The 25,590-nt window shown below is 55.4% G+C and carries 28 protein-coding genes; 15 read left to right on the forward strand and 13 right to left on the reverse strand.

Annotated features, from left to right (window positions below):
- The first annotated feature begins 255 nt into the window (after nt 1-255).
- The 8 genes from MKI83_RS03670 to MKI83_RS03705 all read left to right on the forward strand — a co-directional run bounded on the left by MKI83_RS03670 (nt 256) and on the right by MKI83_RS03705 (nt 5,841).
- The gene (locus tag MKI83_RS03670) at nt 256-1,464 is read left to right on the forward strand and encodes a tyrosine-type recombinase/integrase (protein ID WP_241583446.1); all 1,209 of its coding nucleotides are present in this window, start codon (nt 256-258) and stop codon (nt 1,462-1,464) included.
- A 96-nt stretch (nt 1,465-1,560) separates the two neighbouring features.
- Entirely contained in the window at nt 1,561-2,250 is a 690-nt protein-coding gene (locus tag MKI83_RS03675; RefSeq protein ID WP_241583447.1) for a hypothetical protein, read from the forward strand.
- Nucleotides 2,251-2,321: 71 nt separating this feature from the next.
- Nucleotides 2,322-2,570: a helix-turn-helix transcriptional regulator gene (locus tag MKI83_RS03680; RefSeq protein ID WP_241583448.1), complete on the forward strand. Its 249-nt coding sequence runs from the start codon at nt 2,322-2,324 to the stop codon at nt 2,568-2,570.
- Nucleotides 2,571-2,954 carry a hypothetical protein gene (locus MKI83_RS03685; RefSeq protein WP_241583449.1) on the forward strand — a complete coding sequence of 128 codons (384 nt, stop codon included), beginning with the start codon at nt 2,571-2,573 and terminating at the stop codon, nt 2,952-2,954.
- Nucleotides 2,954-3,127 (forward strand): hypothetical protein, encoded by a 174-nt coding sequence (locus tag MKI83_RS03690; protein ID WP_241583450.1) that lies wholly within the window; start codon nt 2,954-2,956, stop codon nt 3,125-3,127. Before MKI83_RS03685 ends, MKI83_RS03690 begins: the two co-directional genes overlap by 1 nt.
- Nucleotides 3,124-3,402, forward strand: coding sequence for a hypothetical protein (locus MKI83_RS03695; protein WP_241583451.1), 279 nt, complete (start codon nt 3,124-3,126; stop codon nt 3,400-3,402). The genes MKI83_RS03690 and MKI83_RS03695 overlap by 4 nt, the downstream gene beginning before the upstream one ends.
- Nucleotides 3,403-3,508: 106 nt before the next feature.
- Entirely contained in the window at nt 3,509-4,402 is an 894-nt protein-coding gene (locus tag MKI83_RS03700) for a toprim domain-containing protein (protein WP_241583452.1), read from the forward strand.
- Nucleotides 4,402-5,841, forward strand: coding sequence for a DUF3987 domain-containing protein (locus MKI83_RS03705; protein WP_241583453.1), 1,440 nt, complete (start codon nt 4,402-4,404; stop codon nt 5,839-5,841). Before MKI83_RS03700 ends, MKI83_RS03705 begins: the two co-directional genes overlap by 1 nt.
- A gap of 907 nt (nt 5,842-6,748) precedes the next feature.
- On the opposite strand, the gene MKI83_RS03710 is transcribed toward MKI83_RS03705, so the two are convergent.
- From MKI83_RS03710 to MKI83_RS03765, 12 genes are all read right to left on the reverse strand, one after another.
- The gene (locus tag MKI83_RS03710; protein WP_241583455.1) at nt 6,749-7,060 is read right to left on the reverse strand and encodes a hypothetical protein; all 312 of its coding nucleotides are present in this window, start codon (nt 7,058-7,060) and stop codon (nt 6,749-6,751) included.
- A gap of 14 nt (nt 7,061-7,074) precedes the next feature.
- Complete coding sequence (locus tag MKI83_RS03715; RefSeq protein ID WP_241583457.1) at nt 7,075-7,299, reverse strand: hypothetical protein; 225 nt, start codon at nt 7,297-7,299, stop codon at nt 7,075-7,077.
- Nucleotides 7,300-7,403: 104 nt separating this feature from the next.
- Nucleotides 7,404-7,697 (reverse strand): hypothetical protein, encoded by a 294-nt coding sequence (locus MKI83_RS03720; RefSeq protein ID WP_241583458.1) that lies wholly within the window; start codon nt 7,695-7,697, stop codon nt 7,404-7,406.
- 100 nt (nt 7,698-7,797) lie between these two features.
- Complete coding sequence (locus MKI83_RS03725; protein WP_241583459.1) at nt 7,798-8,220, reverse strand: hypothetical protein; 423 nt, start codon at nt 8,218-8,220, stop codon at nt 7,798-7,800.
- 613 nt (nt 8,221-8,833) lie between these two features.
- Entirely contained in the window at nt 8,834-9,178 is a 345-nt protein-coding gene (locus MKI83_RS03730; protein ID WP_241583460.1) for a hypothetical protein, read from the reverse strand.
- 446 nt (nt 9,179-9,624) lie between these two features.
- Nucleotides 9,625-10,191: a hypothetical protein gene (locus MKI83_RS03735; protein WP_241583461.1), complete on the reverse strand. Its 567-nt coding sequence runs from the start codon at nt 10,189-10,191 to the stop codon at nt 9,625-9,627.
- A 1,191-nt stretch (nt 10,192-11,382) separates the two neighbouring features.
- A complete protein-coding gene (locus MKI83_RS03740) occupies nt 11,383-11,754 on the reverse strand; it encodes a hypothetical protein (RefSeq protein ID WP_241583462.1) in 372 nt (123 codons plus the stop codon).
- 116 nt (nt 11,755-11,870) lie between these two features.
- Nucleotides 11,871-12,275, reverse strand: a complete 405-nt coding sequence (locus tag MKI83_RS03745) for a hypothetical protein (RefSeq protein ID WP_241583463.1) — start codon at nt 12,273-12,275, stop codon at nt 11,871-11,873.
- A gap of 1,507 nt (nt 12,276-13,782) precedes the next feature.
- Entirely contained in the window at nt 13,783-14,055 is a 273-nt protein-coding gene (locus MKI83_RS03750) for an oxidative damage protection protein (protein ID WP_241583464.1), read from the reverse strand.
- Nucleotides 14,056-14,102: 47 nt separating this feature from the next.
- A complete protein-coding gene (gene mutY / locus MKI83_RS03755) occupies nt 14,103-15,155 on the reverse strand; it encodes an A/G-specific adenine glycosylase (protein ID WP_241583466.1) in 1,053 nt (350 codons plus the stop codon).
- 6 nt (nt 15,156-15,161) lie between these two features.
- Nucleotides 15,162-17,372 (reverse strand): AsmA family protein, encoded by a 2,211-nt coding sequence (locus MKI83_RS03760; protein ID WP_241583468.1) that lies wholly within the window; start codon nt 17,370-17,372, stop codon nt 15,162-15,164.
- A 69-nt stretch (nt 17,373-17,441) separates the two neighbouring features.
- Entirely contained in the window at nt 17,442-18,572 is a 1,131-nt protein-coding gene (locus tag MKI83_RS03765; protein WP_241583470.1) for an NAD(P)/FAD-dependent oxidoreductase, read from the reverse strand.
- Nucleotides 18,573-18,706: 134 nt separating this feature from the next.
- Here MKI83_RS03765 and MKI83_RS03770 point away from each other — a divergent pair, with 134 nt between their 5' ends.
- From MKI83_RS03770 to MKI83_RS03800, 7 genes are all read left to right on the forward strand, one after another.
- Entirely contained in the window at nt 18,707-19,933 is a 1,227-nt protein-coding gene (locus tag MKI83_RS03770; protein ID WP_241583472.1) for a sterol desaturase family protein, read from the forward strand.
- Between the two features lie 44 nt (nt 19,934-19,977).
- The gene (hisB, locus tag MKI83_RS03775) at nt 19,978-20,571 is read left to right on the forward strand and encodes an imidazoleglycerol-phosphate dehydratase HisB (protein ID WP_241583474.1); all 594 of its coding nucleotides are present in this window, start codon (nt 19,978-19,980) and stop codon (nt 20,569-20,571) included.
- Complete coding sequence (hisH, locus tag MKI83_RS03780; protein ID WP_241583476.1) at nt 20,571-21,209, forward strand: imidazole glycerol phosphate synthase subunit HisH; 639 nt, start codon at nt 20,571-20,573, stop codon at nt 21,207-21,209. The genes hisB and hisH overlap by 1 nt, the downstream gene beginning before the upstream one ends.
- Nucleotides 21,210-21,288: 79 nt before the next feature.
- The gene (hisA, locus tag MKI83_RS03785) at nt 21,289-22,026 is read left to right on the forward strand and encodes a 1-(5-phosphoribosyl)-5-[(5-phosphoribosylamino)methylideneamino]imidazole-4-carboxamide isomerase (protein WP_241583478.1); all 738 of its coding nucleotides are present in this window, start codon (nt 21,289-21,291) and stop codon (nt 22,024-22,026) included.
- Between the two features lie 75 nt (nt 22,027-22,101).
- Nucleotides 22,102-22,872 (forward strand): imidazole glycerol phosphate synthase subunit HisF, encoded by a 771-nt coding sequence (gene hisF, locus MKI83_RS03790; RefSeq protein ID WP_241583480.1) that lies wholly within the window; start codon nt 22,102-22,104, stop codon nt 22,870-22,872.
- 72 nt (nt 22,873-22,944) lie between these two features.
- On the forward strand, nt 22,945-23,691 hold the full coding sequence (locus MKI83_RS03795; protein ID WP_370867343.1) for a substrate-binding periplasmic protein: 747 nt from the start codon (nt 22,945-22,947) through the stop codon (nt 23,689-23,691).
- A gap of 182 nt (nt 23,692-23,873) precedes the next feature.
- Nucleotides 23,874-24,590 (forward strand): substrate-binding periplasmic protein, encoded by a 717-nt coding sequence (locus MKI83_RS03800; protein WP_241583681.1) that lies wholly within the window; start codon nt 23,874-23,876, stop codon nt 24,588-24,590.
- A 14-nt stretch (nt 24,591-24,604) separates the two neighbouring features.
- On the opposite strand, the gene MKI83_RS03805 is transcribed toward MKI83_RS03800, so the two are convergent.
- Nucleotides 24,605-25,411: a divergent polysaccharide deacetylase family protein gene (locus MKI83_RS03805; RefSeq protein WP_370867349.1), complete on the reverse strand. Its 807-nt coding sequence runs from the start codon at nt 25,409-25,411 to the stop codon at nt 24,605-24,607.
- Between the last annotated feature and the right edge of the window lie 179 nt (nt 25,412-25,590).

A 25,590-nucleotide genomic window follows, 5' to 3' on the forward strand; every position in this document is an offset into this window, starting at 1 on the left:
TATTGTTTTCAGGTGGTGCCAAAACCACCCGAAACACCCTAAGAAGCCCGCCTAGTGCGGGTTTTTTGTTGTCTACGGTTCCTGACACCTCCCTTGTAAGCCCAAACACTTGGGGGTATATCTGGTGGAACGCCAGTTCGGTCAACAGGAATGCCACCACATTGGAAGCCAAGCCAGATAGCAAGGCGCTTGCAGCGCTTAAGCCTAAATACAAGGTCGGGGCCGGTAACGGCCTGTATCTGGAGGGCGCTGGCCATGCCGCTGACTGATAGCGCCATCAAGACAGCTAAGCCAAAGGAAAAAGCCTACAAGCTAAGCGATGCCCACGGGCTGTATCTGCTGATAAACCCAACAGGCTCAAAACTTTGGCGGATCAAGTATAGGTTCGGGGGCAAGCAGAAAGGGCTGGCCATTGGCGCCTACCCAACCATAAGCCTTGCCCAAGCACGCCAGCGCCGAGAGGAGGCGCGCCAGCAGCTAGCCGAGGGCATAGACCCATCAGAGCAAAAGAAAGCAGCTAAGCAAGCCCGAGCGGCCACAGGGCTGACATTCGAGACACTGGCGCGGGAATGGTTCGCCTACAACTCACCACGCTGGGCAGACAGCACCAGCTACAAAGCCAAGTTGTATCTGGAAAACGACCTGATACCCGTAATCGGTGCCCGCCCACTTAAAGCCATCACCCGCCCCGAACTGGTCGAACTGGTGCGCAAAGTTGAAGCCCGAGGCACCCTTAACGCCGCTGGCAAGATTCGCCAATGGTTACACCAGATATTTCGTTATGGCTTGGCCCGTGGCGTAGTCGATAGCAACCCTGCCACCGATCTGGACGTTATCGCAGCACCAGCCAGAGCCGCCCGTCATCATCCACACGTCAACTTTGCCGAATTGCCCGAGCTGTTGAGCAAGGCTGACAGCGCCAATATCAACATCCTGACCCGCTGCGCCATTCGCCTGCTGACGCTAACCGCCGTCCGCCCCGGAGAGCTTCGCGCCGCGCCTTGGTCAGAGTTCGACTTAGACGCCGCAACTTGGACGATACCCGCCGAGCGCATGAAAGCCCGCCGTCCACATATCGTGCCATTGCCACATCAAGCCGTGGCCATCCTGCGCCAACTGGAAGAAATCACCGGGAGCTATTCGCTATTGTTCCCCGGCCAGCAAAAGGCAGACCGGCCAATGAGCGAAAACACCATCAATAAGGCGCTGCGCCTGATGGGCTACAAAGACCGCCAGACCGGCCACGGCTTTCGCCACCTCTTAAGTACCGAGCTAAACGGACGCGGCTATAACCGCGACTGGATCGAACGCCAACTTGCCCACGGTGACAGCGACGAAATACGCGATACCTACAACCACGCCAACTACTTAGAGCAGCGTCGGGAAATGATGCAAGCATGGGCCGATTCGATAGACGCCCTGTGCGCTGGCGCTAACGTGGTGAGCATCAAGCGCAAGGCATAACAGTTTTGGCTGGCCTAGCTCGACGGAGCGAAAAGCAGGCGCCCACCTGCCTGACCAGTCGATCTATTTAAAAATGGGTGCGCCGGGGGGGCGTACATGGACAAGCACGACATTCTGCGCACTATTGAATCGCAGATTACGCAATGGGACTGCTACATGGGCAATCGCGCGATAGATCACTTTCGCGCAACGCTTGATCACGCGAGCGTTACTAGGCGCCCAATTGATATCGCCATGATCGAACCACCCTGCCAAGACTTGGCAGCACTGGCGCGTGACTGCCTAGTTAAATTTACTGGTTACAGCGCTGAAGACTTTGAGGACGTTAGCGATTGCCTCCACATGCGCGACATCTCGCAGGACACCACCGCCCCAGAATATGTAAAAGCACTGCTAGAGGTGCTGGCGTCTTGTTTATTCATCCTGGACTTGATCGAAAATGGGCCCATAGATCTCATAGGTGAAACCGTCATAGCGCTCACACGAGAACTTGAAGCACTGGGGCGAATTATCGAGTCGCGCCACTCGCTGGAAAAAGACTTACTGGCGAAGATTTCGGCAGAGAAATCAATCCGCGCTGAAACCAAAAAAGGACAGGAGCAAAGGATGCGACACGCCCGAGCTCAACGCGCCCCCAGACACGACTGGAAAGCCGTCGATGAATTAACCGCAGAGCTTGTGGCTGGAGGTAAATCGGAGCGTGAACTTGCGGCGATCATTCATAGGCGGCTAGGTATTCCCGAGTCGAGCTATAGGGATTGGCGACGCAGAAAAACGACGGTGTAATTATTAGCCCGTTGTTTCGACCTCCAATATTAGCGCCATCGAACCCCATAACGCCGAGGAGGCGTCAATCGATGGCACGTAAAACCAGCATCACTAGCAAGCAAGCCGCAGCGCCCGTAAGCGATCAGTCGCGCCGCTTTATCAAGCTGGCAAAAGTGAAGGACTACACCAGTCTTTCCACATCTGAAATTTACCGGCGCATTGCCGCTGACACCTTCCCCGCCCAAGTAACACTTGGCCCGAAATCCGTTGCTTGGATCGAGGGCGAGATTATGGCTTGGTGCGAGTCGCTGGCTGCTCGACGTGGGGAGGCCGCATAAATGAAAAAGGCCACCAACCCCAACATAGAGAAAGCAGCCAAGGCGAACTATAGCAGTAACCGCAGCGCGATTGCCCGTGTACTGGCCCGCCTGATGATCGCCCCGATGGACAAGTTCGACGGGGAGCAGATCGGCGACCATGCGCTAAACAGCACTATTAGCGCACTAGGCAACCGCCACGGCCTGACCATTGCCCGCAAGATGGTCAAGATCGCGGCTAAGTGGGGCGAATCAGAAATAGCGCTTTATTGGCTGGAGCCTGAGCACATGCCAAGGGCCGCCAAGCTGCTGGAGCAATTTGACGCCAAAGCACGCTGGCTTGAGATTAACGCACGCGAGAAAGCCGAAATGGCCAACAAGGTAACCGAGCCGGAGGGCGCGTAATGGCCAGCACGCTTACCCACACCGCCCGTAAACCGTCCGACCATGCCGCCGCGTGGCGAGCCTTAGCAATGGCCGCCTTGCATGCTGATTCATCCCTAGCCGTTCGCCTTGCGCGCTATAACGCCGCAATGAAGCGTGCCCGCCAACTCGACAGCATGGAGGCCAGCGCATGACTGACTCCAAACTGGTGAGCCTAACCGCCCTAATGGGCGCGGCTGACGATGCCATAGAGCAAGTGGAATATGCACACCATCAAAGCCAGCGCTTGGCCGCACTGATGGGCGCAATCCTGACCACCATCAACCACGGCCCAACCGCTATTGAGGCGCGGCTAATGCGCATCACTGACCTAGTAGGACTTGCCCAGTATTTGGCCGAGGACTTAGCCAACTACACGAGCAGCCAAGCCGAAGAACTACGCACCACGCTTAACGCGCTGGAGGTTTAACCATGCTGACTTTTCAAAGCTGCCACTTGGCGGCTACGGGTTCGGCTTGCCTGATGAAAGCCCAAACAATCGCAACACGCGCCGCCCACCATCCGGAGGTGAAGCAATGATGACCCACTACACCACCAACGAAGTGCAAAGCGCGTTTTGGCACGCCCTGCAAGCTGTACACGGCCAGCGTGCGCCCTACCCAGTGCCAGACGGCCAAATACGCCGCTTTCGTGGCGAGGGCGACAAAGCCGGTGCGCGTAATTGCTGGTATGTCCTGCACATGGATGGCCGCCCCCGTGGCTGCTTTGGAAGCTGGAAAACGGGCGACACCGTCACATGGTGCCTAAACAAAGACGCCAGCCCGATAGATCGCCAACAGCTAGCGCGCCAAGTAGCCGAGGCCAAGCGCAAGCGCGAAGAAGAAACCAAGCAGCGCCACCACGCCGCCGCCATCCGCGCCGCTGAGCTTTGGCAATCCGCAAAGCCGGCGAGCGCTTCCCATCCCTACCTAGCCGCCAAGGGCTGCCAGCCGCATCACCTGCGCCAACGGGGCGACCTGCTGCTAGTGCCGCTGCTGGTTAAGGGCTGTTTGGTAAACCTGCAAACCATCAACCGCCAAGGCTTCAAGCTGTTCAACACTGGCGGGAGGGTTAAAGGCGCTGGCGCGTACTTTGGCACCATCGAGGCCGGCCAGACCGTTTACGTCTGCGAAGGTTGGGCAACCGGCGCAACACTGTATGAATCGACAGGCTGCGCCGTGGTTGCCGCCATGAATGCGGGCAACCTGCTAGCCGTGGGGCAAGAGGTACAACGCCGCCACCCTGCCGCTGTGCTGGTGATCGCCTGCGATGATGACCGCAAGACCACCGGCAACCCCGGCATCACTGCTGGCAACCAAGCCGCCCGAGCGCTTGGCGTGGGCGCTATTAAACCGGACTGGCCGCAAGGCGCACCCGACCACCTGAGCGACTTTAACGACCTGCGCCAATTCATGCTGGAGGCCCGCTAATGACTGACTACCTCAACCCCGAGAAGCTGGCCCACAGTGGCGAAGTAATGCCGCTACCCACCGCCAGCGTTAAGCCAGAACCGGTGCCATTGTTCGAGCAGCAAGCGCACTTGCCTTTCCCCGTGGCTGACCTGCCGCCCGTGATTAAGGATGCTGCCGAGGCGGTAGCATGGCACGTTCAAGCGCCGCCCGAACTGGCCGCTATGAGCGTGCTGGCTGCTGCTGTCACCGTCGCACAAGGGCGCATTAACGCACCACGCGCCGAAGGTGGCGGGATGCCTTGTGGTATGTATCTGCTGGCGCTGGCTGATAGTGGCGACCGCAAGAGCACATGCCGTCGCATGGCCTTTAAGCCCATTGACGCCAAAGAGAAGGCCGAACGCATCAACCACGGCCAAGCCATGAAAGACTGGCTTGCAGATCGGGCCGCGCAAGAGCCAAGGAAAGCCAAAGAGTGGGAGCAGGAAAACCCGCCACCGTTAGACCCGCGCACGCTGTTTTCTGACTGTAGTTTTGAAAGCATAACGAGCCACTTTCTAGCTGGTGGATTGGTCGCCAGTTGGGACACCGACGAAGGTGGCCAGATGCTAGGCGGCCACAGCATGAAAGGCGACAACCGCGCCGCCATACTTGGAGGGCTGGCAAAGCTGTTTGATAGCGGGCGCGTGGAGCGTGACCGAGCCAAGAGCAACCTAGAAGGCTCAGGCGTGGCCTTTGATCGGTCATTCAGTGTTTCGTTATTAGCTCAGGACGTCACCGTTTGCGCCGCACTGGCTGACCCCGTCCTACTTGGCCAAGGCTTTCTACCGCGCTTCCTGCTGGCCTATTGCAAGAGCATTGCCGGCACACGGTTTGTTACCCCAGAGCGCGAGTTAAACAAACCCGACAATGACCCGCGCCTGCAAACGTGGTGGGCGCTGCTGGAAGATCGCCAAACGCACCCGCGCCGCGCTGGTCATGGTGGAGGGATTGACGCCCCAGTGATTGACCTAAGCGGCGATGCCAAGGGCGTCTGGACTGCCTTCTTTAACGAGATGGAACGCGAGCAAAAGCACCAAGGCAAGCTGGCCGACTTACGCCCGTTCGCTAGCCGAGCAGGTGAGCAAGCACGACGCCTTGCCACCGTCTTTGCTTTCATCAACAAGCACAGCCAGATAACCCCGGCCGATATGCAAAGCGCCTGCGCCGTGGTGCGCTATTCCGTCGAGCAGTGGGCGCAATACATCGAGGGCGGAAAGCCACCCCAAGAACTGGTGGAAGCCCAGCGCCTTTTGGATTGGCTCAAGGCTAAAGAGTGGCGGGAGTTTTCAGGGGCCAAGCTGGTGAAGGACGGGCCGCCTATAGCGCGCAAAGCAAAACGCCGTGACGAACTACTGGCCGTGCTGTTGTCTCATCGATGGCTAAATCTGGCCGGCAATACCTATCACGCCAACTGGTAAATCTAACGGGCTGCGAAAGCTGCGAAAACTGCGAAGCCCCTGCAAATACAGGGCTTACAGCGTGCGAAAGCGCTGCGAAGGCTTGCGAAGAAACTGCGAAGCCGTAGGGAGATTCGCAACTTTCGCAGCCATTCGCAGATTGGGTGTCTTGCAAGAAGCCCCGCAAACACAAGGCTTTCGGCGCTTCCTTCGCAACTTTCGCAGCTTTCGCAAGCCTTACCCATACAGCATTGAGAGGCTTATACCGCAGAGACCACAAGCGGTCCACAGCGAGAACGCAGCACACCACCGCTCCGCTACTAGCTAACCCTCTGGAGTACCGAAACCCGCACTAAGTGCCAATAACGGCACAGTTTACAGAGCCGGCGAACCTGTAAGCGGCACCGCGGAGCTTGAGCAAAACACCAAAGCTAACGACAAAACAGCGTGCTGAAAAGCGGCCTGCGGCTGCGTTGTGGCGAGGTGTTTGATAACCACGATTCAAATGCGCCTAACGATTAAGCTAACGGGCCGACAAAAGCGCAGCTTTTGGCGGTCCAGCGAGTGAAACGAGCGGCGTTGAGCGCATTGTTAGGATGCGTAGTTGTGGCTGTGAAGCCGCAGGCAACACCGAAACGAAAAGGCCAACAACGCCGAAGCGGGCGATGACCTAAGCAGTTATTTGCGACTCGAACCATGCTGTCAAAACCTTCCTTTGTTTACCGCAAATAACCCGACGGCGAACCTGTAAACGGCGCCGCGGAACTTGAACGAAACACCAACGCTAACGACAAAACCGCGCGTTGAAAAGTGGCCTGCGGCTGAGTTGTGGCGAGGTGTTTGATAACCACGATTCAAATGCGCCTAACGCCAGTGGTAACGGGCGGCAACGGAGCGCAGCGTAGTTGGCGTCCCTTTGACCACATGGTTATGTGGTGTGCCTAAATCTGTACCGGCCAAACCATGCGAAACCAACGCCCACTAGAAAGATAAATGCGCCGGGGCTTAAATTGATAAATGTTGCTTTCCAACCTGCATATTCGACGGCTAACGCGATTTCTCCGGTAGCTCCTAAGCCAATGAGAATCACTCCACCCGTGACACACAACGCCGCAAGGCAATAACAGGCTAGAGCTTGAATAAGCTCAAATTTCGCCAACTTGATCTGTGTGCGCGATTTAGTGCGGGAGCTAATCTCTGTCTGCTCTACCCTGAATTGATTCACTTGAGAATCTAGCATGCTTGCGCCTGTTTTCATTTTGTGAAGAATCGCAATCCAAAAAACGTCACCAGGCTCACGGCAATGGTAGAGAAAACAGTTAAATTAAACCTCTCCTGGTGAAATGCTTGGAACTGAGTATCCGTGTAGAAACGAAGTCCTGTTCCGTAATTATCGTAGAAGAAGTACCCGAACACTCCCCCGACAACAATGGCGATAACTAACGCGAAAGCAAATTTCTGAAAGCTTAAACTATCCATAGTTTCTCCTTACCATGGGACCACATAACGATTAAGCTAAGGGGCGGGCTTTAGCCCGTCCCAGCGAGCGAAGTGAGCGATTTGAGCGACTTGTTAGAGGCGACTCAGTATCTGCCATATTTTTGCGACCATTCATTGACTGTAAGTAGTTCCTGCTTTCTTAGTGAGTGAAGGTATAAGACGCCAACAGGCTTTCTAGAAACGCCAATGTTTATTTTGAAGATTGTTCCTAGCTCGTTAGCTTCTCTCACGGCCTTGGAACATTCTATGTAAATACCGGCAGGAATGACTTGCCCTTCGGTTGTAATTACTCGCTTTCTTTTGCCATCGTGATCTCGAACGAGCTGCCCGAGCACCCCATAAAACTCCTGGCCTTCGACAAGATCCTCAAGTTTCATGCGTTCTCCCGGCTTGATTAGCCTCTAACGTTTGGTTAAGGGGCCGGCTTTAGCCGGTCCCAGTGAGTAAAGCGAACGACTTGAACCAGTAGTTATATGACTACCCGCAGAAGTGCTCAAGGTTACAAGCTTTTATGTGTGGCGATAACAACTCGATTTCGCCTTTACCTCTGTGCCAAATAATGTAGGTGTGATCCCAGCTCTCGCTTATTGCACAAGAAAGCTCTTGGATAATAAAAGCAGAGAATTGGTCGGATTCTTTGTTCATTGCTTGTTCATATGTTGAAAGATATGCCTCGATATCAAAAACCTGAGCAACCTGTTTGGTTTCGTGAGAAATTGCAAGCAGGGTGTAGTGCTGCGACAACTGCCTTAAAAGGGAATTGAATTTACCCCATTCTATGGGCGTAACCTCATCAAGCTTATGAAGGTTGTCTTTCCCAAGCCAGCCATCCCAGAGGGATACGAACTCAGGCTTGAAGTCGGATTTAAATGAGTAGTCGGCGCAATATTCTTCGTACATGGTTGGCATATAACGTTTGGTTAAGGGGCGGGCTTTAGCCCGTCCCAGTGAGCGAAGCGAACGATTTGAACCATTTGTTAGGTTCTTTGCCAGACAATTTTTACTAGGCTTGGAAGCGCCCAAGCCATTAGAAAAAGCACAAGAATTGCGGGAATTATGGGCCCTGTTAGCTTGCACATTAAGGACAGTACCCAGCTTAAGGTTGCCCCTTTACTGTGCACTAAGAAGTCCGTGCATTCAGATGCTTGCGATAATTTATATGCTAACGGTAGAGCTGCCAGGCAAAGTCCAAGCACTAAAATACGTAAAAGAACTGCTTTGATTTTTGACTTTATAGGAAGCCAGATTTCTAGTGTGCTTTGGCGTTTGCTGCCGTAAAAAATGTACATGAGTAAATAACCAGCGAGCATTATGCAGTTGAAAATTATTATTGGCTTTTGATTTGTTTCTGTATTGCTACTCAGAAATAAAAGGTTCACGAAGGCTGTGAATATGGATACGAGTATGAGAACAACCCAGTTCATGATGTGAACCTAACGATTAAGCTAACGGGCGGCAAAAAGCGCAGCTTTTTGACGTCCAGCGAACGAAGTGAGCGGCGTTGAGCGCATTGTTATACGCTTTGCCCGGCGGTGTGTTCCGGGCCAAGAATGGCAAAAATCTTTATTAAATTGAACCATGCAATTCTTTTTTCTTTTTCTGGAATGCTGAGACTGGAAACTATCTCGTTAGCTGGCTCTTTGAATTTGTATGCATAGGCCTTTAGTTCGTATGGCCAGCTTGGAAATATTTCGGAGATTTCGTTGAATGCATTTATTTGCTCTAGCTCAGGTGATCCGTCAAGCCATTGCGCGTGTTTAATAATTTGATCTTTTATGTTTGACGGGACAATTTCTTCAAAAATTGCCTTCATGTCAGTAGTACTTAATTTTTCGTTTGTTAGGGTTTGAGTGCGCATGCGATCCTCATTGCGTATAACGATTAAGCTAACGGGCTGACAAAAGCGCAGCTTTTGGCAGTCCAGCGAACGGAGTGAGCGGCGTTGAGCGCATTGTTAGGATGTGAAGTTGTAGCTGAGAAGCTACAGGCAACACCCGAACGAAATGGCGATACACGCCGAAGCGGGCGGTTGGCTAAGTAGTTATTTGCGACCCGATCCATGCTGTCAAAACCTTCCATTGCTTACCGCAAATAACCCGTCGGCGAACCTGAATACGGCACCGCGGAGCTTGAACAAAACACCAAAGCTAACGACAAAACAGCATGCTGAAAAGCAGCGTGTGGTGTCGTTGTGATTGCATGGTTTACCAACACGATTTCAAGCGCCCTAACGTTTGGTTAAGGGGCGGGCTTTAGCCCGTCCCAGTGAGCGAAGCGAACGATTTGAACCATTTGTTAGCGGTGTTACTTGGTATCTATTTTTTCTATGTGAAAGCCTAAATAGCTACTTTGCCCTTCAAGCTTAAATTTTTGCTGTGCTGGTAGTTCGGAGTAGAGAAGCTCAGATATGCAAATGTAGCTAGGCATGGCTTCTTTTATTGCATCACCCTCAAGGCGAAAATCGCAGCTTCGCCTGCTCGCGCTGTATGTTTTACTTAATTCAGATTCAATAGTTGTTGGTTTTCCTATAATTTGGGTGAGTAGGTCGGCGGCGCCGTGAACTACCACGCCCCAAAAGATAAAAGTCATGACTACGGCCATGAACAAGAACTGAAATATACGTCCAATATAAGATTTGAATATTTTTATTATGGGTTTCTGGGTTGTTGCTAGCAAATAAAGCACTGGGCAGTAAATGGCAGATATGTAAATAGATATATGCATCCCAAAATCTTTCCATTCCGAAGAAGGAGTGAAGTCTGCCCGCCAGCCGTAAAACCAAAGTATGATGGATATATAAAATATACTGAAAATCAAAACTCTTAAAAAGTTCGGTCTCTCACTGCCATAAAATTTTTCGATCCATGACACGGTGCAGACTCTCCTATACCGCTAACGATTAAGCTAACGGGCTGACAAAAGCGCAGCTTTTGGCAGTCCAGCGAACGAAGTGAGCGGCGTTGAGCGCATTGTTAGGATGCGACGTTGTGGCTGTGAAGCTACAGGCAACACCCAAACGAAAAGGCCAAGAACGCCGAAGTTGAAGATGACCCAAGTAGTTATTTGCGACTCGATCCATGCTGTCAAAACCTTCCATTGTTTACCGCAAATAACCCGTCGGCGAACCTGCAAACGGCACCGCGGAGCTTGAGCGAAACACCAAAACTAACGACAAAACCGCGCGCTGAAAAGCAGCGTGTGGCTGAGTTGCGGCTGAGAGCTTTATGACCACGAATTGAATGCGCCTAACGATTAAGCTAACGGGCTGACAAAAGCGCAGCTTTTGGCAGTCCAGCGAACGAAGTGAGCGGCGTTGAGCGCATTGTTAGGATGCGAAGTTGTAGCTGCGAAGCCGCAGGCAACACCCAAACGAAATGGCGATTCACGCCGAAGCGAGCGATGACTAAAGTAGTTATTTGCGACTCGATCCATGCTGTCAAAACCTTCCTTTGTTTACCGCAAATAACCCGACGGCGAACCTGCAAACGGCACCGCGGAGCTTGAGCAAAACACCAAAGCTAACGACAAAACAGCGCGCTGAAAAGCGGCCTGTGGCTGCGTTGTGGCGAGGTGCTCGATAGCCACGAATCAAATGCGCCTAACGATTAAGCTAACGGGCTGACAAAAGCGCAGCTTTTGGCAGTCCAGCGAGTGAAACGAGCGGCGTTGAGCGCATTGTTAGGATGCGAAGTTGTAGCTGCGAAGCCGCAGGCAACACCCAAACGAAAAGGCCAAGAACGCCGAAGTGGAAGATGACTAAAGTAGTTATTTGCGACTCGATCCATGCTGCCAAAACCTTCCTTTGTTTACCGCAAATAACCCGCCGGCGAACCTGCAAACGGAACCGCGGAGCTTGAACAAAACACCAAAGCTAACGACAAAACAGCGCGCTGAAAAGTGGCGTGTGGCTGCGTTGTGGCTGAGTGCTTTGTGACCACGAAATTGAATGCGCCTAACGATTAAGCTAAGGGGCGGGCTTTAGCCCGTCCCAGCGAGTGAAACGAGCGACTTGAGCGCATTGTTATATGACTATTGCGCTTGCGATTGATGCTCGCCTAAGATTTATATTGTTTTTTTTAATTCAGTGTCGAGCTTTTTAAGAATGGTTTCGCCGTCCATTTTTGACCACTCGCTCTCTGGGGTAATGCCTTTAAGCATTTCCATGATTTGTATTTTTTGTACTGTTACGCACTGGTGTAGCTCGACTTTGTAAAGCGAGTCTCGGTAGTTGTCTGGGATTTCTTTTCCCTGCTCTTTAACTTTGCTTGTAACGACCTCCCACTTGGCATTTGTAAGTACGCTTGCATACCCCGCGCATTCTTTTTCAACAGATGCCATTAAATGCTCAATTTTTTCCTTTGTGTCGATTGCGTAAGCATGTCCTGCGGTAAGAGTAATTATTAGGGTGATTTTTAATTTGGTTATAAATTTCATGTCTTTCCCTAGAAGTTGATGCGGATTGAGCTAGGCATATAACGATTAAGCTAAGGGGCTGGCTTTAGCCAGTCCCAGTGAGCGAAGCGAACGACTTGAGCGCATTGTTATGTGCATTAATTATGTTTATGGCGGTGGGTTTTTATAATTGATCGCGTTGCTATTATTAGTGTTGCGATAATTATTGTTAGGCAAATTAGGTTTTGAATTTTTGCTTCTCCGCTGGGTGAAGGCGCCCAATTTTTAATATAGCCGCGGCTAGAGTGCTCCCAGAAGGCTGCAAAGAAAATATAAATTGTTGGGAAAATAAAGAGATGGGGTGATGTGATTTTTACTTTGAAGGCTGTGACTAGCTGAGCTGAAGCGTAGAGCGTTAAAAAAACAGACATGCCAAAGCGCCAAGGGGCTAAATCTGGTCGTCCTTGGTTGTAGTTCTCAAGTGCAATGAAGGATATTGTGATGCCAAGAATTATGCCTAAGCAAGCAAGAACTATGTGGGTGGCTTTAAGGAGTAGGGTCATTATGCACATAACGATTAAGCTAACGGGCCGACAAAAGCGCAGCTTTTGGCGGTCCAGCGAGTGAAACGAGTGGCGTTGAGCGCATTGTTAGGATGCCAAGTTGTAGCCGTGAGGCTGCAGGTAACACCCAAACGAAAAGGCGTAACGCACACGGCGTTAAGACGAAACACGTAGTTATTTGCGACCCGATCCATGCTGTCAAAACCTTCCTTTGCTTACCGCAAATAACCCGCCGGCGAACCTGCAAGCAGCACCGCGGAGCTTGAACGAAACACTAAAGCTAACGACAAAACAGCGCGCTGAAAAGCAGCGTGTGGCTGCGTTGTGGCTGGGTGCTTTATGACCACGAATTGAATGCGCCTAACGATTAAGCTAACGGGCTGACAAAAGCGCAGCTTTTGGCAGTCCAGCGAACGAAGTGAGCGGCGTTGAGCGCATTGTTAGGATGCAAAGTTGTAGCTGCGAAGCTACAGGCAACACCCGAACGAAATGGCGATACACGCCGAAGTTGGCGATGACCCAAGTAGTTATTTGCGACTCGATCCATGCTGTCAAAACCTTCCCTTGTTTACCGCAAATAACCCGCTGGCGAACCTGTAAACGGCGCCGCCGAGCTTGAGCAAAACACCAAAGCTAACGACAAAACCGCGCGCTGAAAAGCAGCGTGTGGATGCGTTGTGGTTGCATGGTTTACCAACACGATTTCAAGCGCCCTAACTATAAGTAGACGACAAAAGTGGGGTAATTTTTTCCGCCACTTGTGTCGCATAACGTTCCTTGTCAGTCGGTAATCCCTTGACTAGCCTTGATCTCGTGCGGTTAAACGCGACATTGATCAGCGAGTTTTTGCGACATGGATGACAAGCCTAAGCTGCTCGACTTAGTGCGCGAGCAGAACTCTTTGTGACACTATTCCATTGCTGCCGAAACTGTCTACCTATGAGCTTGTAAAATCAGGCTTGAAGACACTGAGGTTGAGCGTTTCGGTTTCGTTGCAATGCTCTGTCTTTTCGGTCATGGCGAGCTACAAGGCCGCAAGGCTTGGGCTGTGCATTGACTGGCGCTAAGCCCGAAACCGCCACCAACGAAACCACACAGGGAGGGGGGAGGCAAAAAGCCAAAGCTGCTTAGGCTTCCGAACGACAGGGGGAACCGTTTTTCTGTTTCCGCAAAATTCATGCTTTGGGTTAAACGGTGCGTGCACGTTTCGTGCTGCGAGGTGAACTGACCAGCGACCGGCTATCGGAATGACGCTCGACCGACTGCTGGAGCAACTTGTTATGACTGGCTAGGGGGTACTTTTAATTTTGGGGGTATATTTGGTGGCACCGGCAAACAACGCCAATAAAAATATCCTTTAATTACAGCTAGTTATTGGTTCGGTTTGGTTCTGTCTCTGGCACCACTAATTTTTAAACCCCGAAGCTGAAAGGCTTCGGGGTTTTTTATTGCATGGTTTTTGGCGTGAATTAGCCCGCGAGTTGCGGGCTTTTTTCTGCGTGTTGGTTTATTCGCTGGGCGGCACGTAGCCTTCGGCTTGGGCGTAGTCTTGGCCTGAGAAGAACTTGTCCATCTCGGTTTGCAGGAATTTACGATCTTCGCCGTTCATCATGTTCAGGCGGCGTTCGTTGATCAGCATGGTTTGGTGCTTTTGCCATTCATCCCAAGCTTTTTTTGAGATGTTGTCGAAGATGTCCTGACCTTTGGCGCCGGGGTAGGGCGGGCGGTCTAGGCCTTCGAGTTGTTGCTGGTATTTGCGGCAGGTAATCATGCGGGCCATGTGGGCTTCCTCGTTGGCGCGAATCACGCAAGCTGCTGGTTGGTGGCTCAGCAGCGGGTTAAATGTTCAGCGGCCTGCTGTAGCAGTTTTTGCACGGGGGCGGCCAAGCCTAGGGTTGGCGGCGCGCTGAGGTTATACCAAAGCCAGTCGCCTTCGGCCACGCTGGGGCTTGCTTGGCAGTGGATCAGTACGGGGCTGATCTGTAGCTGAAAGTGGCTGAAGGTGTGCGTAAGGCTGGGCAGTGCCTGATGCTCGCCGGTGTTTAGCTGCAGTTGCGCGGCTTGTGTGGCGATGGCGTCGGTTTGATCGAGTTCGGGCAGGCTCCACAGGCCGCCCCACAGGCCTTGGCTGGGGCGTTTATACAGCAGCACATGGCCGTTATGGGCAAACAGCGGCATCACCACTTGTTTTTGCGGTAAGACTTTGCGCGGCTTGGATTCAGGGAACGCCGTTGGGGTGCCCAGCAGGCGCGCTTGGCAGTGACTGGCCAGTGGGCACAGTAGGCATTGCGGTTTGCTGCGGGTGCACAGGGTGGCGCCTAGATCCATCATTGCCTGGGTGTAGTGATGGCCGCGCTGGTTGGGGGTGTAGCGCTCGGCAGCGGCCCATAGGGCTTTGCTGGTGGCGCTGTCGCCGGGCCAGCCGGTTTGGGCGAGAAAACGCGCTAGGACGCGCTTGACGTTGCCGTCGAGAATCGGCGCGTTGATGCCCATGCTGAGGCTGGCGATGGCGCCTGCGGTGGAGCGGCCAATGCCGGGCAAGGTGCAGAGCTGCTCGACGCTAGCGGGAAACTCGCCGCCAAACTGGGTGACGACTTGCTGGGCGGTTTTGTGCAGGTTGCGCGCGCGACTGTAGTAGCCGAGCCCAGTCCAGAGGTGCAGCACTTGGTCTTCGCTGGCAGCGGCCAAGGCGTGTACGTCGGGCAGTGCGTGCATAAAGCGGTCGAAGTAGCCGAGCACAGTGCTGACTTGAGTTTGTTGCAGCATGATTTCCGACACCCACACGCGGTAGGGGCTGATGTCGTGCTGCCAAGGTAAGTCTTTGCGGCCGTGCTGGTCATACCACGCCAGCACGGCGTTGCTAAAGGCCTCAGGCGTCATGGCGGCTCATCGGCCAAACAGACCTTTGAGGGCATCTTTCAGCTCGGGGCTGACTTTGTCGCCGAGTTTTTCTTCGAGCTTGTCGGTGAGTTTTTTGCCGGCCAGTTGTGCGGTGATCTTGCCCATGCCTTCTTGATCAAGGCGGCAGGCGCGCGCGCCCAGCTCGATCGGGCCACGGCAGCGCAGTGGCCACTCAATGCCGGCAAAGCGCTCGTTAACCTGACAGGCTTCGTCGGGCATATCGCGGCGGTCGCCTTCGATCAGGATTTTGATCAGGTAGTCGATGCCCAGCACACGCAGGTCGATATCCCCTTCGCCGGCCACGCTCAGGCCTGGCAGATTGGCTTTAAGGTCGCGGTTGGTGGCGATGCCGTTCTTGATCCGCAGCGTGCCGCCGAGTTGCTGGAACACCGTATCGCGGCCTTCGATTGGCGCGCTCAAGGCTTTGCGGTTGAGTAGGGCAATGCCTTCGCACAACTGTTGCTCAAGATTGGCGCCGACTAACACCCCTTCACGCAGGCTGAATTGGGCGTTGCCGTTGAGGCTGTTGATGATGCGCTTGAGGCTGTTGCCGCGCGCGGTGAGCTGGGTGTCGAAAAACAAGCTGCCCTTGATCACTTGCTCTTGATCGCGGGCCTTGAGGACCTGCTCGATGGCGATGCCCTTGATCTCTTTGCTGATGCTGAGAGTGGGCGTGTCGCTTTGTGCGTCGAGCTTGGCGCTGGCGCCGACGTTGCCGCCAAACACGCCGGCACCGAATTGTTCCAGTGTCAGCACGCCTTGTTTGGCTTTGAGTTTGGCGTTGACGCTATCGAGTGGAATGCCGTCGACGGTTAGCTGCTTAATCGTCACGCTGCCGGCGATATCCAGTTTGCGCAAGGCTTCTAGCGGTAGCAGTGGTTCGTCACTCCAGGTCTCGGTGGTCGGCTTATCCGGCAGGGCGGTGGTGCCTGCGCCGGGCGTGCCTAGGGCGTCTTTGACTTGGGCTTTGCGGGCTTTGGCTTCGGCGGTTTGCGCTTCGCTCTTGGGCGGCAAGTAGTTGTCGAGGTTGAGTTTGTCGCCATTTAAGTCAAAGCGCAGGGCTTGCTTGGCAAAGCTGGCGATGCCGATGGTGCCGGTGAACTGGCTGTCATCGAGTTTGAACTTGAGGTCGTCCAAGCGCAGGTGCTTGTCGCTGCCCTCGAGCTGGGCAAACAGTTCGACGCGGCGCAGGCTGTTGCCATCTTGCATGGGGGGCAAGGTTTGGCCTAAGCCTTCGATAAAGGCGCGGGCATCAAAGTTAGCCAGGCTTAGGCTGCCGCTGAGTTTGGGGGATTTGTCCAGTTGCTTAACCGTGACTTCGCCCAGCGCTTTGAGTTGGTTGGCGTTGATTTGCAGGCCAGTCCATTGCGCCAATTGTGCGCTTTGATCCAGCAGCAGTTGGCCTTGCGCGGTAAAGGTGAGGGTTTTGCCGTTCAGCGGTTCGCCGCTGGCTTCGCCCTGCAGGTGCAGGTCTTCAAAGGCAAAGCGCTTGAGGCCTAGATCAAAGCGCAGGCCGCCTTTAAGGTCGGCACGGGCGCGCAGCAGGGGTTTGGCCATGCTGAAAAAGCCATGCATTTCTAGCGGGATACGCTGGCCTTCGGCCACGGCACCGGTGCTCAGTTGCAGGTTTTCAACGCTGAACTGCTCGCCGGTTTTCGCATCGCGATAGTTCAGTTGTGCATCGTTGATGCTCAGGCTGTCGATATTGAGACTGACCGGCGGCTTGCTGCTGTCTGCAGCAGGGCTGCTGTTAGCGCTGCTTGTCTCGGCGTTGCTGGGTGTGGCTGCGTTGGCGGGCTTGCCGACGGTTTCCCAGTTGCCTTGGCCCTGTTGGTTGCGCTCAAGGTTGAGGGTCAGGCCGTCAACCCGAATGGCGCTCATTTGTACTTCTTTGCGCAGCAGCGGCAATACGCGGACCGAAAAGCCTAAGCGCTTAACATCGGCCAGTGGGGCTTGTGGTGCTTGCAGGCTGGCGACGCTGGCGTCGTGAATTTCAAGGCCAAGCCACGGGAACAAGCTCCAGCCGAGATCGCCGTTGAGCGCCAGTTCGATGCCTGCCTTATCACGGGCAAGGGCGCGAATATCGTCTTTGTAGTCGTTGGGATCAAACAGGTGGGTTAGGGCAAAGCCTAAGCCGATCACCATCAGGAGTAGGCCAACCAATAAGAGGGCGAGCAATTTACTCAGGGACTTCATAGCGCTTCCTTGTAAACGATGAGCCGAGTGCAGCGTGTGAGGCGAGTATACCGGATGCGGCCGCGCCGCTCAGGTCAACAGCGCGGCTACGCGCTCGGCCAGAGCGAGGCTGGCGGTGAGTCCGGGTGACTCGATGCCATACAGATTGACCAGCGCCGGCAGACCATGTTCCCGCGGGCCTTGCACAAAGAAATCCGCCGCGGCTTGCTCGGGGCCGCTGAGCTTGGGGCGAATGCCGCAGTAGGCTGGCTGCAGGCGTTGGCTATCCAAGGTCGGGAAGTAGCGGCGAATGGCTTGTGCGAAGGCGGCGCGGCGCTGCTCGTCAAAGCGGTAATCGGGCTCACTGCCTAGGCTGCTGGGCGCGACATGCCAGTCGACATCAGGGCCAAAACGCAGCTGTCCGCCAAGATCGAGCGTGGCGTGGATGCCAAGCCCGGCACTGTTGGCCTCGGGCATGGGGTAGATCAAGCGGCTAAACGGGCTGCGACCGCTGTAGCTGAAGTAGTGACCACGGCAGTTGTGCTGGCTGGGGATGTGCTCGGCGCTTAAGCCTTCGATGCGCGTGGCTACGTTGCTGGCCCACAAGCCGGCGGCGTTGATCACGCGCTCAGCGCACAGGCTAAACGGCTCGCCGCTACTGTGGCCGTGAATATGCCAGTACTGGCCGTCGTGGTGCAGCGCCTCGACCACGGTGGCGAGCGCGAGGTCGGCACCGCTGCGCTGCGCTGCGGCTAACAGTGATTGCAAGTACGCGTGGCTATCGATGATGCCGGTGCTGGGCGAGAGCAGTGCTGCGGCGCCTTTGAGCGCTGGCTCAAGGCTGTGCAGCTGCGCTTGGTTAAGCGGCTCAAGATCATGCACTCCGCTGCGCTCGGCGTTGTGGTGAAGACGGGCGAGGGCAGCGTGCTCGGCCTGATCCACCGCCACTAACAGTTTGCCGATGCGCTGAAACGGCACGTGATGCGCGGCGCACCAGTGGTAGAGACGCTCGCGCCCCTCGATGCAGGCTTGCGCTTTGAGCGAGTCGGGCGGGTAGTACAGGCCGGCGTGAATGACTTCCGAGTTGCGGCTAGAGGTGTGCGCGCCGATGTGGGTGGCTTGCTCGGCGATGAGCAAGCTGCGCGCTGGCTGCGCCAACTTGGCCGCGCAGGCAAGGCCTAAAGCGCCTGCGCCGATGATGAAGGTGTCTACGGTGTGCATAAGCGCAGCATGCCTTGCGCGTGCGGTGGCGGCAATCGTGCGTGGCGCTGTGTGCCGGTTGCTTTGGCGGGTTCAGCCAAGCGCAAGTAGGTGCGTGTTGGCTAGGCTGCAATAAAGCGTTGGGATGTGATGCGATGAATATTGCGGTATTGGCGTTTCCTTTATATCTGCTGCTGATTGCCTTGGAGTTGGCGTACGAGCGCGCCAGTGGTCGTCATACCTACCGGCTGGCTGACGCCGCGACCAGCATGCAAACCGCAGTGTTGCGCGTGTTGCTGGAGGCGCCGTTGCGCCTACTGCTGATCGTGCCTTATGCGTGGCTGTATGAGCATGCGCGCCTGCTGGATTGGGCGATGGATGCCTGGTCGCTGTGGCTGCTGGGCTTTATCGCGGTGGATTGCTGCTTTTATTGGGCGCACCGCACGCTGCACCGTTACAACCTGCTGTGGGGCGCGCATCAGCCGCACCACTCCAGCGAAGACTTTAACTTGTCGACGGCACTGCGTAAGGGCGCCTTCCAAACTGCGTTTGATTGGCCGTTTTATTTGCCGCTGGCGCTGCTGGGGGTGCCGCTGCCGGTGTTTATCACCTTGCTGGGCGTGCAGTTGGCGTATCAGTTTTGGATTCACACCCAGCATATTCAGCGCATGGGGTGGCTGGAGTCAGTGCTGGTCACGCCCAGTCACCATCGTGTGCACCACGGTCAGAATGATCGCTACATCGACCGTAATCACGGCGGTGTGTTTATCGTGTGGGACAAGCTGTTTGGCACCTTTCAGGCTGAAGATGAGCCGGTGCGTTACGGTGTGACTACGCCAGTCAGCACCTTTGATCCGCTACGGCTGCAGTTTTCGTGGTGGCAACTGCTGTGGCGCGATGCCTGCGCTACGCGCGCTTGGCGCGACAAGTTACGCCTATGGTGGATGCCCACCGGCTGGCGTCCGGCCGATGTGCAGCACATGAGTTGGCCAAAAATGGGCGCGCAAAACTACCCAAGCCGCACGCCGCAAGGCGCGTGGGGGTATGGATTTGCACAATTTGTGCTGGTTAACCTGCTGGCGCTGGGCTTTTTGCTGGGCGTGCGTGAGGCGCTGTGGTGGCAGCCGCTGCTGCTGGCGTTGTGGATTGTCGGTGCCATGCTGTGCCTAGGGCTGCTGTTTGATGGCAGTCCGCGTTTTTATCGGCTGGAGCGTTGGCGCTTAGGCGGCATGGGGCTATTGCTGGCTTTGGCGGGCCTTGTGCAACCGGTGTTGTGGGGCTTGTTATCCGTGTTGCTGGGGCAAGCGTGGTGGTTAAGTCGTTTGCCGCGGGCGAATGTCGCCCCGCTTGATCGCGCTGAGGTAGCCGCCAGTCGGGGCTGACTCTATAATGAGCGCCCTTTTTTCTGACTGCAGCGGAGCCGTCGATGAGCGAGCGCAAGGCGAGCGTCGAACGCAACACCCTGGAAACCCAGATCAAGGTTGCTATCAATCTCGATGGCACCGGTAAAGCCAAGTTCGATATTGGCGTGCCTTTTCTCGAGCACATGCTCGATCAAATTGCCCGGCACGGCCTGATCGATTTGGATATCCACTGCAAGGGCGACCTGCACATCGATGACCACCACACGGTGGAAGATGTCGGTATCACCCTCGGTCAGGCGTTTGCTCAAGCCGTTGGCGACAAGAAAGGCATGACCCGTTACGGCCACTCCTACGTGCCGCTGGACGAAGCTTTGTCGCGTGTGGTGATCGACTTCTCCGGTCGTCCTGGTCTGCAAATGCACGTGCCTTTCACCCGTGCGGTGGTGGGCGGCTTTGATGTCGACTTGTTCCAAGAGTTCTTCCAGGGCTTTGTTAACCATGCCTTGGTCAGTCTGCACATCGACAATCTGCGTGGCACCAACACCCACCACCAGATCGAGACTGTGTTCAAGGCGTTCGGCCGTGCCCTGCGCATGGCGATCGAGCTTGATCCCCGCATGGCCGGACAAATGCCGTCGACCAAGGGCTGCCTCTGATGCAAACCGTTGCCGTTATTGACTATGGCATGGGCAACCTGCACTCGGTCAGCAAAGCGCTTGAGCGTGTGGGCGCTGGCCGTGTGCTGGTGACCAGCGACGCGCAGGTGATCCGTGAAGCAGACCGTGTGGTGTTTCCAGGCGTTGGCGCAATTCGCGATTGCATGGCTGAAATCAAGCGCTTGGGTTTTGACAGCCTGGTGCGTGAAGTAAGCCAAGATCGCCCCTTCCTCGGTATCTGCGTGGGCATGCAGGCACTGATGGAGCGCAGCGAAGAAAACGGCGGCGTTGATTGCATCGGCTTGTTTCCGGGGCAGGTACGTTACTTCGGCAAAGACTTGGTCGAAGACGGCGCGCCGCTGAAAGTGCCACACATGGGGTGGAACTTGATCGAGCACAGCATCGACCACCCGCTGTGGCACGATATTCCCAGCGATGGTCGTTTCTATTTTGTGCACAGCTTCTACATCGACGCGGCCAACGCGCGGCAGGTAGCGGGGCGCGGTCACTACGGTGTCGACTTCGCGGCGGCCTTGGCCGATGGCTCGCGCTTTGCTGTGCAGTTCCATCCAGAAAAAAGCCACACCCATGGCCTGCAATTACTGCAGAACTTTGCCGCGTGGGATGGCCGCTGGTAAGCGCTGCCTACCTAGCTGATTTCGTTGATTTGCCTGGCGCGCACACCGCGCGAGGGCGCCGCTTTAAAGGAAACGTGTGATGCTGATTATTCCCGCCATTGATCTAAAAGACGGTGCCTGCGTGCGCTTGCGCCAAGGCCGCATGGAAGACTCCACCGTGTTTTCCGATGACCCCGTCAGCATGGCCGCCAAGTGGGTCGAAGGCGGTTGTCGTCGTCTGCACTTGGTCGACTTGAACGGCGCCTTTGAAGGCGAGCCGGTCAACGGTGAGGTGGTGACGGCCATCGCTAAGCGTTACCCCAATCTGCCGATCCAGATTGGCGGCGGTATTCGCACGCTGGAAACCATCGAGCACTACGTGCGCGCCGGCGTGAGCTACGTGATCATCGGCACCAAAGCGGTGAAGCAGCCTGAGTTTGTCACCGAGGCGTGCAAGGCGTTTCCGGGCAAAGTGATCGTCGGTCTCGACGCCAAAGATGGCTTTGTCGCCACCGACGGCTGGGCCGAGGTATCCACCGTGCAAGCCACTGATTTGGCTAAGCGTTTCGAGGCTGATGGTGTGTCGGCCATCGTTTATACCGACATCGCCAAAGACGGCATGATGCAAGGCTGCAACATCGAAGCCACCGCCGCCTTGGCAGCGGCCAGCAAGATTCCGGTGATTGCCTCGGGCGGCATCCATAACTTAGGCGACATTCAAAAACTGCTGCAGGCCCGCAGCCCCGGTATCATCGGCGCTATCACCGGTCGTGCGATTTACGAAGGCACGCTGGATGTCGCCGAAGCGCAGGCCGTTTGCGACCAGTTTAAAGTTTAAGCAGGCGCTGCAGCCCTCGCTTAAGGTGCGAGGCGCTTCAGATGCAAGGCGCAGTCGTTTATAGAGGGCTCCAGCATGGCACTGGCCAAACGCATTATTCCTTGCCTCGACGTCGACAATGGTCGGGTGGTCAAAGGTGTGAAATTTGAGAACATCCGCGACGCGGGTGATCCGGTGGAGGTTGCGCGCTTATACGATGAGCAAGGCGCGGACGAAATCACCTTCCTCGACATCACCGCCAGCGTCGATGGCCGTGATACCACGCTGCATACCGTTGAGCGCATGGCCAGCCAAGTGTTTATCCCGCTGACCGTGGGTGGCGGTGTACGCACCGTGCAGGACATTCGCAACCTGCTCAACGCCGGGGCTGACAAGGTATCGATCAACACCGCGGCGGTATTCACGCCAGAGTTCGTTGGCGAGGCGGCGGCGCGCTTTGGTTCGCAGTGCATCGTGGTGGCTATCGATGCCAAGTGCGTATCGGCACCGGGCGAGACGCCACGCTGGGAAATCTTCACCCACGGCGGACGTAAACCGACAGGGTTAGACGCGGTGATGTGGGCGCAAAAGATGGAGGAACTCGGCGCTGGCGAAATCCTCCTCACCAGCATGGATCAGGATGGGGTGAAAAGTGGTTACGACCTCGGTGTGACTCGCGCCATCAGTGACGCCATCCATATTCCTGTGATCGCTTCAGGCGGCGTCGGTAATTTGCAGCATCTGGCCGATGGCGTGTTACAAGGTCATGCCGATGCGGTGCTGGCGGCGAGTATTTTTCACTTCGGCGAATACACCATTCCCGAAGCCAAAGCTTTCATGGCTGCGCAAGGCATTGTTATGCGCTAAGCCTTGGGCGCAACAAGAACAAAAAGGGCTGTCGTAGACGCCTGTTAACCTGCGAAAAATGGGATGCTTTCGATGCTAAAAAAAGCGATGTTGTGGGTGTGTGCGCTGAGCCTGTGTGGCCAGTTTGCGTGGGCCGATCAGGCCAAAATTATTCTCAGTACGGAGAACTTCCCGCCGTACAACATGGCCACCAACGGCAAAAACTTTGCCCGTGAAGACAGTGTTGAAGGCATTGCCGTTGAGGTGGTGCAGGAAATGTTTAAACGCGCTGGCGTTGAATATTTCATGGCTCTGCGCTTCCCGTGGGATCGCGTGTACAAAATGGCGCTGGAAAAGCCTAACCACGGCGTATTTTCTACCGCGCGCACGCCGGAGCGTGAAGGTGAGTTCAAGTGGGTTGGCCCGATCGGCCCCGATGACTGGGTGCTACTGGCTAGCGCCGACAGCACGCTGACGATTAACTCGCTTGAAGAGGCCAAGGCCTACACCATTGGCGCGTACAAGGGCGATGCCATCGAAGAATTCTTGCTGCAGCAAGGTATCGAGCCGAAGAGTTCGTTCAACGATAAAACCAACGTTGAGAAGCTCAGCAAGGGGCAGATTGACCTGTGGGCAACCGGCGACCCGGCGGGTCGTTATCTGGCCAAGCAACAAGGCGTGACCAATCTAAAAACCGTGCTGCGCTTTAACCAGGCAGAACTGTGGCTGGCGCTGAACAAACAAACCGACGATGCCATTGTGGCCAAGCTGCAAGCGGCGCTCGACACCATGCGTAATGAAGGCTTTGTCGACAAAGTGTTGAATAAGTACCTGCAGTGATCGCTTGGATGGTTGGAAAATGGCGCCGATTGGCGCCATTTTTTTGGCCAAGTTTTTATTTGTGACTGCGTTCGCATTTTTTGACTGATGAGTTCTGCAGCATGCGCGATCAAACTTGATCACCTGTCCGAGCATAAATAATGAATAAGAACTCCCTGCGCTATTGGCTGCTGTGCGTAGCAATGAGTGTGTGTGGTTTGGCCAACGCCGAGCTGCCTGAGCATTACAAAGTGGTGTTGCTGACGGAGAATTTCCCGCCGTTTAACATGGCTATGAACGACAAGAACTTTGCTCGTGATGACGCGATTGATGGCATCAGCGCCGACATCGTGCGGGAGATGTTTCGACGCGCGCAGATCAACTATGTGCTGACATTGCGCTTCCCATGGGACCGTATCTATCGCCTGACTCTGGATAAACCGGGTTATGGCCTGTTCTCAACCACGCGTACTGAAGAGCGTGAAGGACAGTTCAAGTGGGTGGGGCCATTGGGGCAAACCAGTTGGGTGTTGATGAAAAGTGCGGACAGCCCGATCGAAGTCACCAGCCTAGAAGAGGCGGCCAAATTGCGTATCGGCGCGTATAAAAATGATGCCGTGAGCCAGTACCTTGAGTCGCAAAATGTGCCTGTCATTAACGCCTTGCGTGATCAGGAAAACGTTAAGAAGCTGGCCAAAGGGCAGATTGATTTGTGGGCCGCGACGGACCCGGTCGGCCGCTATCTGGCCAAGCAAGAAGGTGTCAGTGGCTTGCGTACCGTGCTGACCTTTAAGCAAGCCGAGGTGTACTTGGCGATGAACCGCGATACCCCCGATGAGGTGGTACAGCGTCTGCAAAAAGCTTTAGATGAAATGCGTGCCGACGGCTACGTCGACGACATCACCAACAGCTATTTGTAAGCGCTTAGCGTTATTCACAAACCCGCTGCGGCGGGTTTGTGCGTTTTGGCGGCTGGCGCTTTGGGTGTGTAGCGGCCGTTTTTGCCATGCGCCGGCATGGCGCGGTTGCCGCGCAGGGCGATCAGCGGCTCAAGCGCGAGCAGTTGCACACCTTGCTGCTTGAGCGTGGGGAGTTCTTCGCGCAGTACGCGCAGGGTGTTGGGGTAAGGGTGACCGATCACCAGTGCTGAGCCTTGCTGCTGGGCTAAGTGCAGCGCGCTGCGCCACTCGTGGCGAATGGCGTTTAGCTCGTTGTTGTCATCTAAAAAGATATCGCGCGACAGGCTCGCCAGTTGTGCGTGCTGCGCACTGGCGGCGGCTTGCGTGGCGGCCGTGGTGCGGCTGTCGACAAAGAATAAATCCTTGCTGGCCAGTGTCTGCATCAACTCATCCATGGCCGCGCGTTGGCTGGTCATCTGGCTGCCCATATGGTTATTCACCCCGCGTGCGCCCGGTACTTGCTTGAGAGCTTGCTCAAGTCGCGTTAAACGCTGCTGGCTATCCAGCGCCGGGTGCCATGCGTAAGGGCCGCTCGCTGGTGCCATGGGCAAGTGCAGCAATACCGTGCGCTGCTGAGCGCGGGCTTGCTGCGCGAGAACGCTGGCGTGCGGGGTGTCTGGCAAAATAGCCAAGGCAATTTCCGGCGCTAGCGCGAGCACTTGGCGGTCGCGCGCCAGATTGCCACCGAGATCGTCGATGATGATGGCTAGCCATGCAGTGCTTTTGGCGGCGACCTTTTGCGCTTGGACGAGGACGGCTTTGTTCGATGGGGCAGGCGTTATGGCCGCAGTGGATGGGGCCGGTTGTGCAGCGGTGCTGGGCGGCTTGGGTGATGGGGTGGGCTGTGCTGTAGCGGACTCGTCTGGCCGCTGCGCTGGTGCAGTCACGTGCGGTGCGCGCGGCAATGGCTGCAGTGGCTGGGTGCCGGGTAATGCGGGTAGTGCCGGTAGTGCGGAAGGCT

This window comes from Atopomonas sediminilitoris, from assembly GCF_022601735.1.
GTDB lineage: Bacteria > Pseudomonadota > Gammaproteobacteria > Pseudomonadales > Pseudomonadaceae > Atopomonas > Atopomonas sediminilitoris.

Bases quoted from the DNA above. Each gene is read 5' to 3' on its own strand.
- MKI83_RS03670 (WP_241583446.1), top strand. From the start codon at position 256: ATGCCGCTGACTGATAGCGCCATCAAGACAGCTAAGCCAAAGGAAAAA.
- MKI83_RS03675 (WP_241583447.1), top strand. From the start codon at position 1,561: ATGGACAAGCACGACATTCTGCGCACTATTGAATCGCAGATTACGCAA.
- MKI83_RS03680 (WP_241583448.1), top strand. From the start codon at position 2,322: ATGGCACGTAAAACCAGCATCACTAGCAAGCAAGCCGCAGCGCCCGTA.
- MKI83_RS03685 (WP_241583449.1), top strand. From the start codon at position 2,571: ATGAAAAAGGCCACCAACCCCAACATAGAGAAAGCAGCCAAGGCGAAC.
- MKI83_RS03690 (WP_241583450.1), top strand. From the start codon at position 2,954: ATGGCCAGCACGCTTACCCACACCGCCCGTAAACCGTCCGACCATGCC.
- MKI83_RS03695 (WP_241583451.1), top strand. From the start codon at position 3,124: ATGACTGACTCCAAACTGGTGAGCCTAACCGCCCTAATGGGCGCGGCT.
- MKI83_RS03700 (WP_241583452.1), top strand. From the start codon at position 3,509: ATGATGACCCACTACACCACCAACGAAGTGCAAAGCGCGTTTTGGCAC.
- MKI83_RS03705 (WP_241583453.1), top strand. From the start codon at position 4,402: ATGACTGACTACCTCAACCCCGAGAAGCTGGCCCACAGTGGCGAAGTA.
- MKI83_RS03710 (WP_241583455.1), bottom strand. From the start codon at position 7,060: ATGCTAGATTCTCAAGTGAATCAATTCAGGGTAGAGCAGACAGAGATT.
- MKI83_RS03715 (WP_241583457.1), bottom strand. From the start codon at position 7,299: ATGGATAGTTTAAGCTTTCAGAAATTTGCTTTCGCGTTAGTTATCGCC.
- MKI83_RS03720 (WP_241583458.1), bottom strand. From the start codon at position 7,697: ATGAAACTTGAGGATCTTGTCGAAGGCCAGGAGTTTTATGGGGTGCTC.
- MKI83_RS03725 (WP_241583459.1), bottom strand. From the start codon at position 8,220: ATGTACGAAGAATATTGCGCCGACTACTCATTTAAATCCGACTTCAAG.
- MKI83_RS03730 (WP_241583460.1), bottom strand. From the start codon at position 9,178: ATGCGCACTCAAACCCTAACAAACGAAAAATTAAGTACTACTGACATG.
- MKI83_RS03740 (WP_241583462.1), bottom strand. From the start codon at position 11,754: ATGAAATTTATAACCAAATTAAAAATCACCCTAATAATTACTCTTACC.
- MKI83_RS03745 (WP_241583463.1), bottom strand. From the start codon at position 12,275: ATGACCCTACTCCTTAAAGCCACCCACATAGTTCTTGCTTGCTTAGGC.
- MKI83_RS03750 (WP_241583464.1), bottom strand. From the start codon at position 14,055: ATGGCCCGCATGATTACCTGCCGCAAATACCAGCAACAACTCGAAGGC.
- mutY (WP_241583466.1), bottom strand. From the start codon at position 15,155: ATGACGCCTGAGGCCTTTAGCAACGCCGTGCTGGCGTGGTATGACCAG.
- MKI83_RS03760 (WP_241583468.1), bottom strand. From the start codon at position 17,372: ATGAAGTCCCTGAGTAAATTGCTCGCCCTCTTATTGGTTGGCCTACTC.
- MKI83_RS03765 (WP_241583470.1), bottom strand. From the start codon at position 18,572: ATGCACACCGTAGACACCTTCATCATCGGCGCAGGCGCTTTAGGCCTT.
- MKI83_RS03770 (WP_241583472.1), top strand. From the start codon at position 18,707: ATGAATATTGCGGTATTGGCGTTTCCTTTATATCTGCTGCTGATTGCC.
- hisB (WP_241583474.1), top strand. From the start codon at position 19,978: ATGAGCGAGCGCAAGGCGAGCGTCGAACGCAACACCCTGGAAACCCAG.
- hisH (WP_241583476.1), top strand. From the start codon at position 20,571: ATGCAAACCGTTGCCGTTATTGACTATGGCATGGGCAACCTGCACTCG.
- hisA (WP_241583478.1), top strand. From the start codon at position 21,289: ATGCTGATTATTCCCGCCATTGATCTAAAAGACGGTGCCTGCGTGCGC.
- hisF (WP_241583480.1), top strand. From the start codon at position 22,102: ATGGCACTGGCCAAACGCATTATTCCTTGCCTCGACGTCGACAATGGT.
- MKI83_RS03795 (WP_370867343.1), top strand. From the start codon at position 22,945: ATGCTAAAAAAAGCGATGTTGTGGGTGTGTGCGCTGAGCCTGTGTGGC.
- MKI83_RS03800 (WP_241583681.1), top strand. From the start codon at position 23,874: ATGAGTGTGTGTGGTTTGGCCAACGCCGAGCTGCCTGAGCATTACAAA.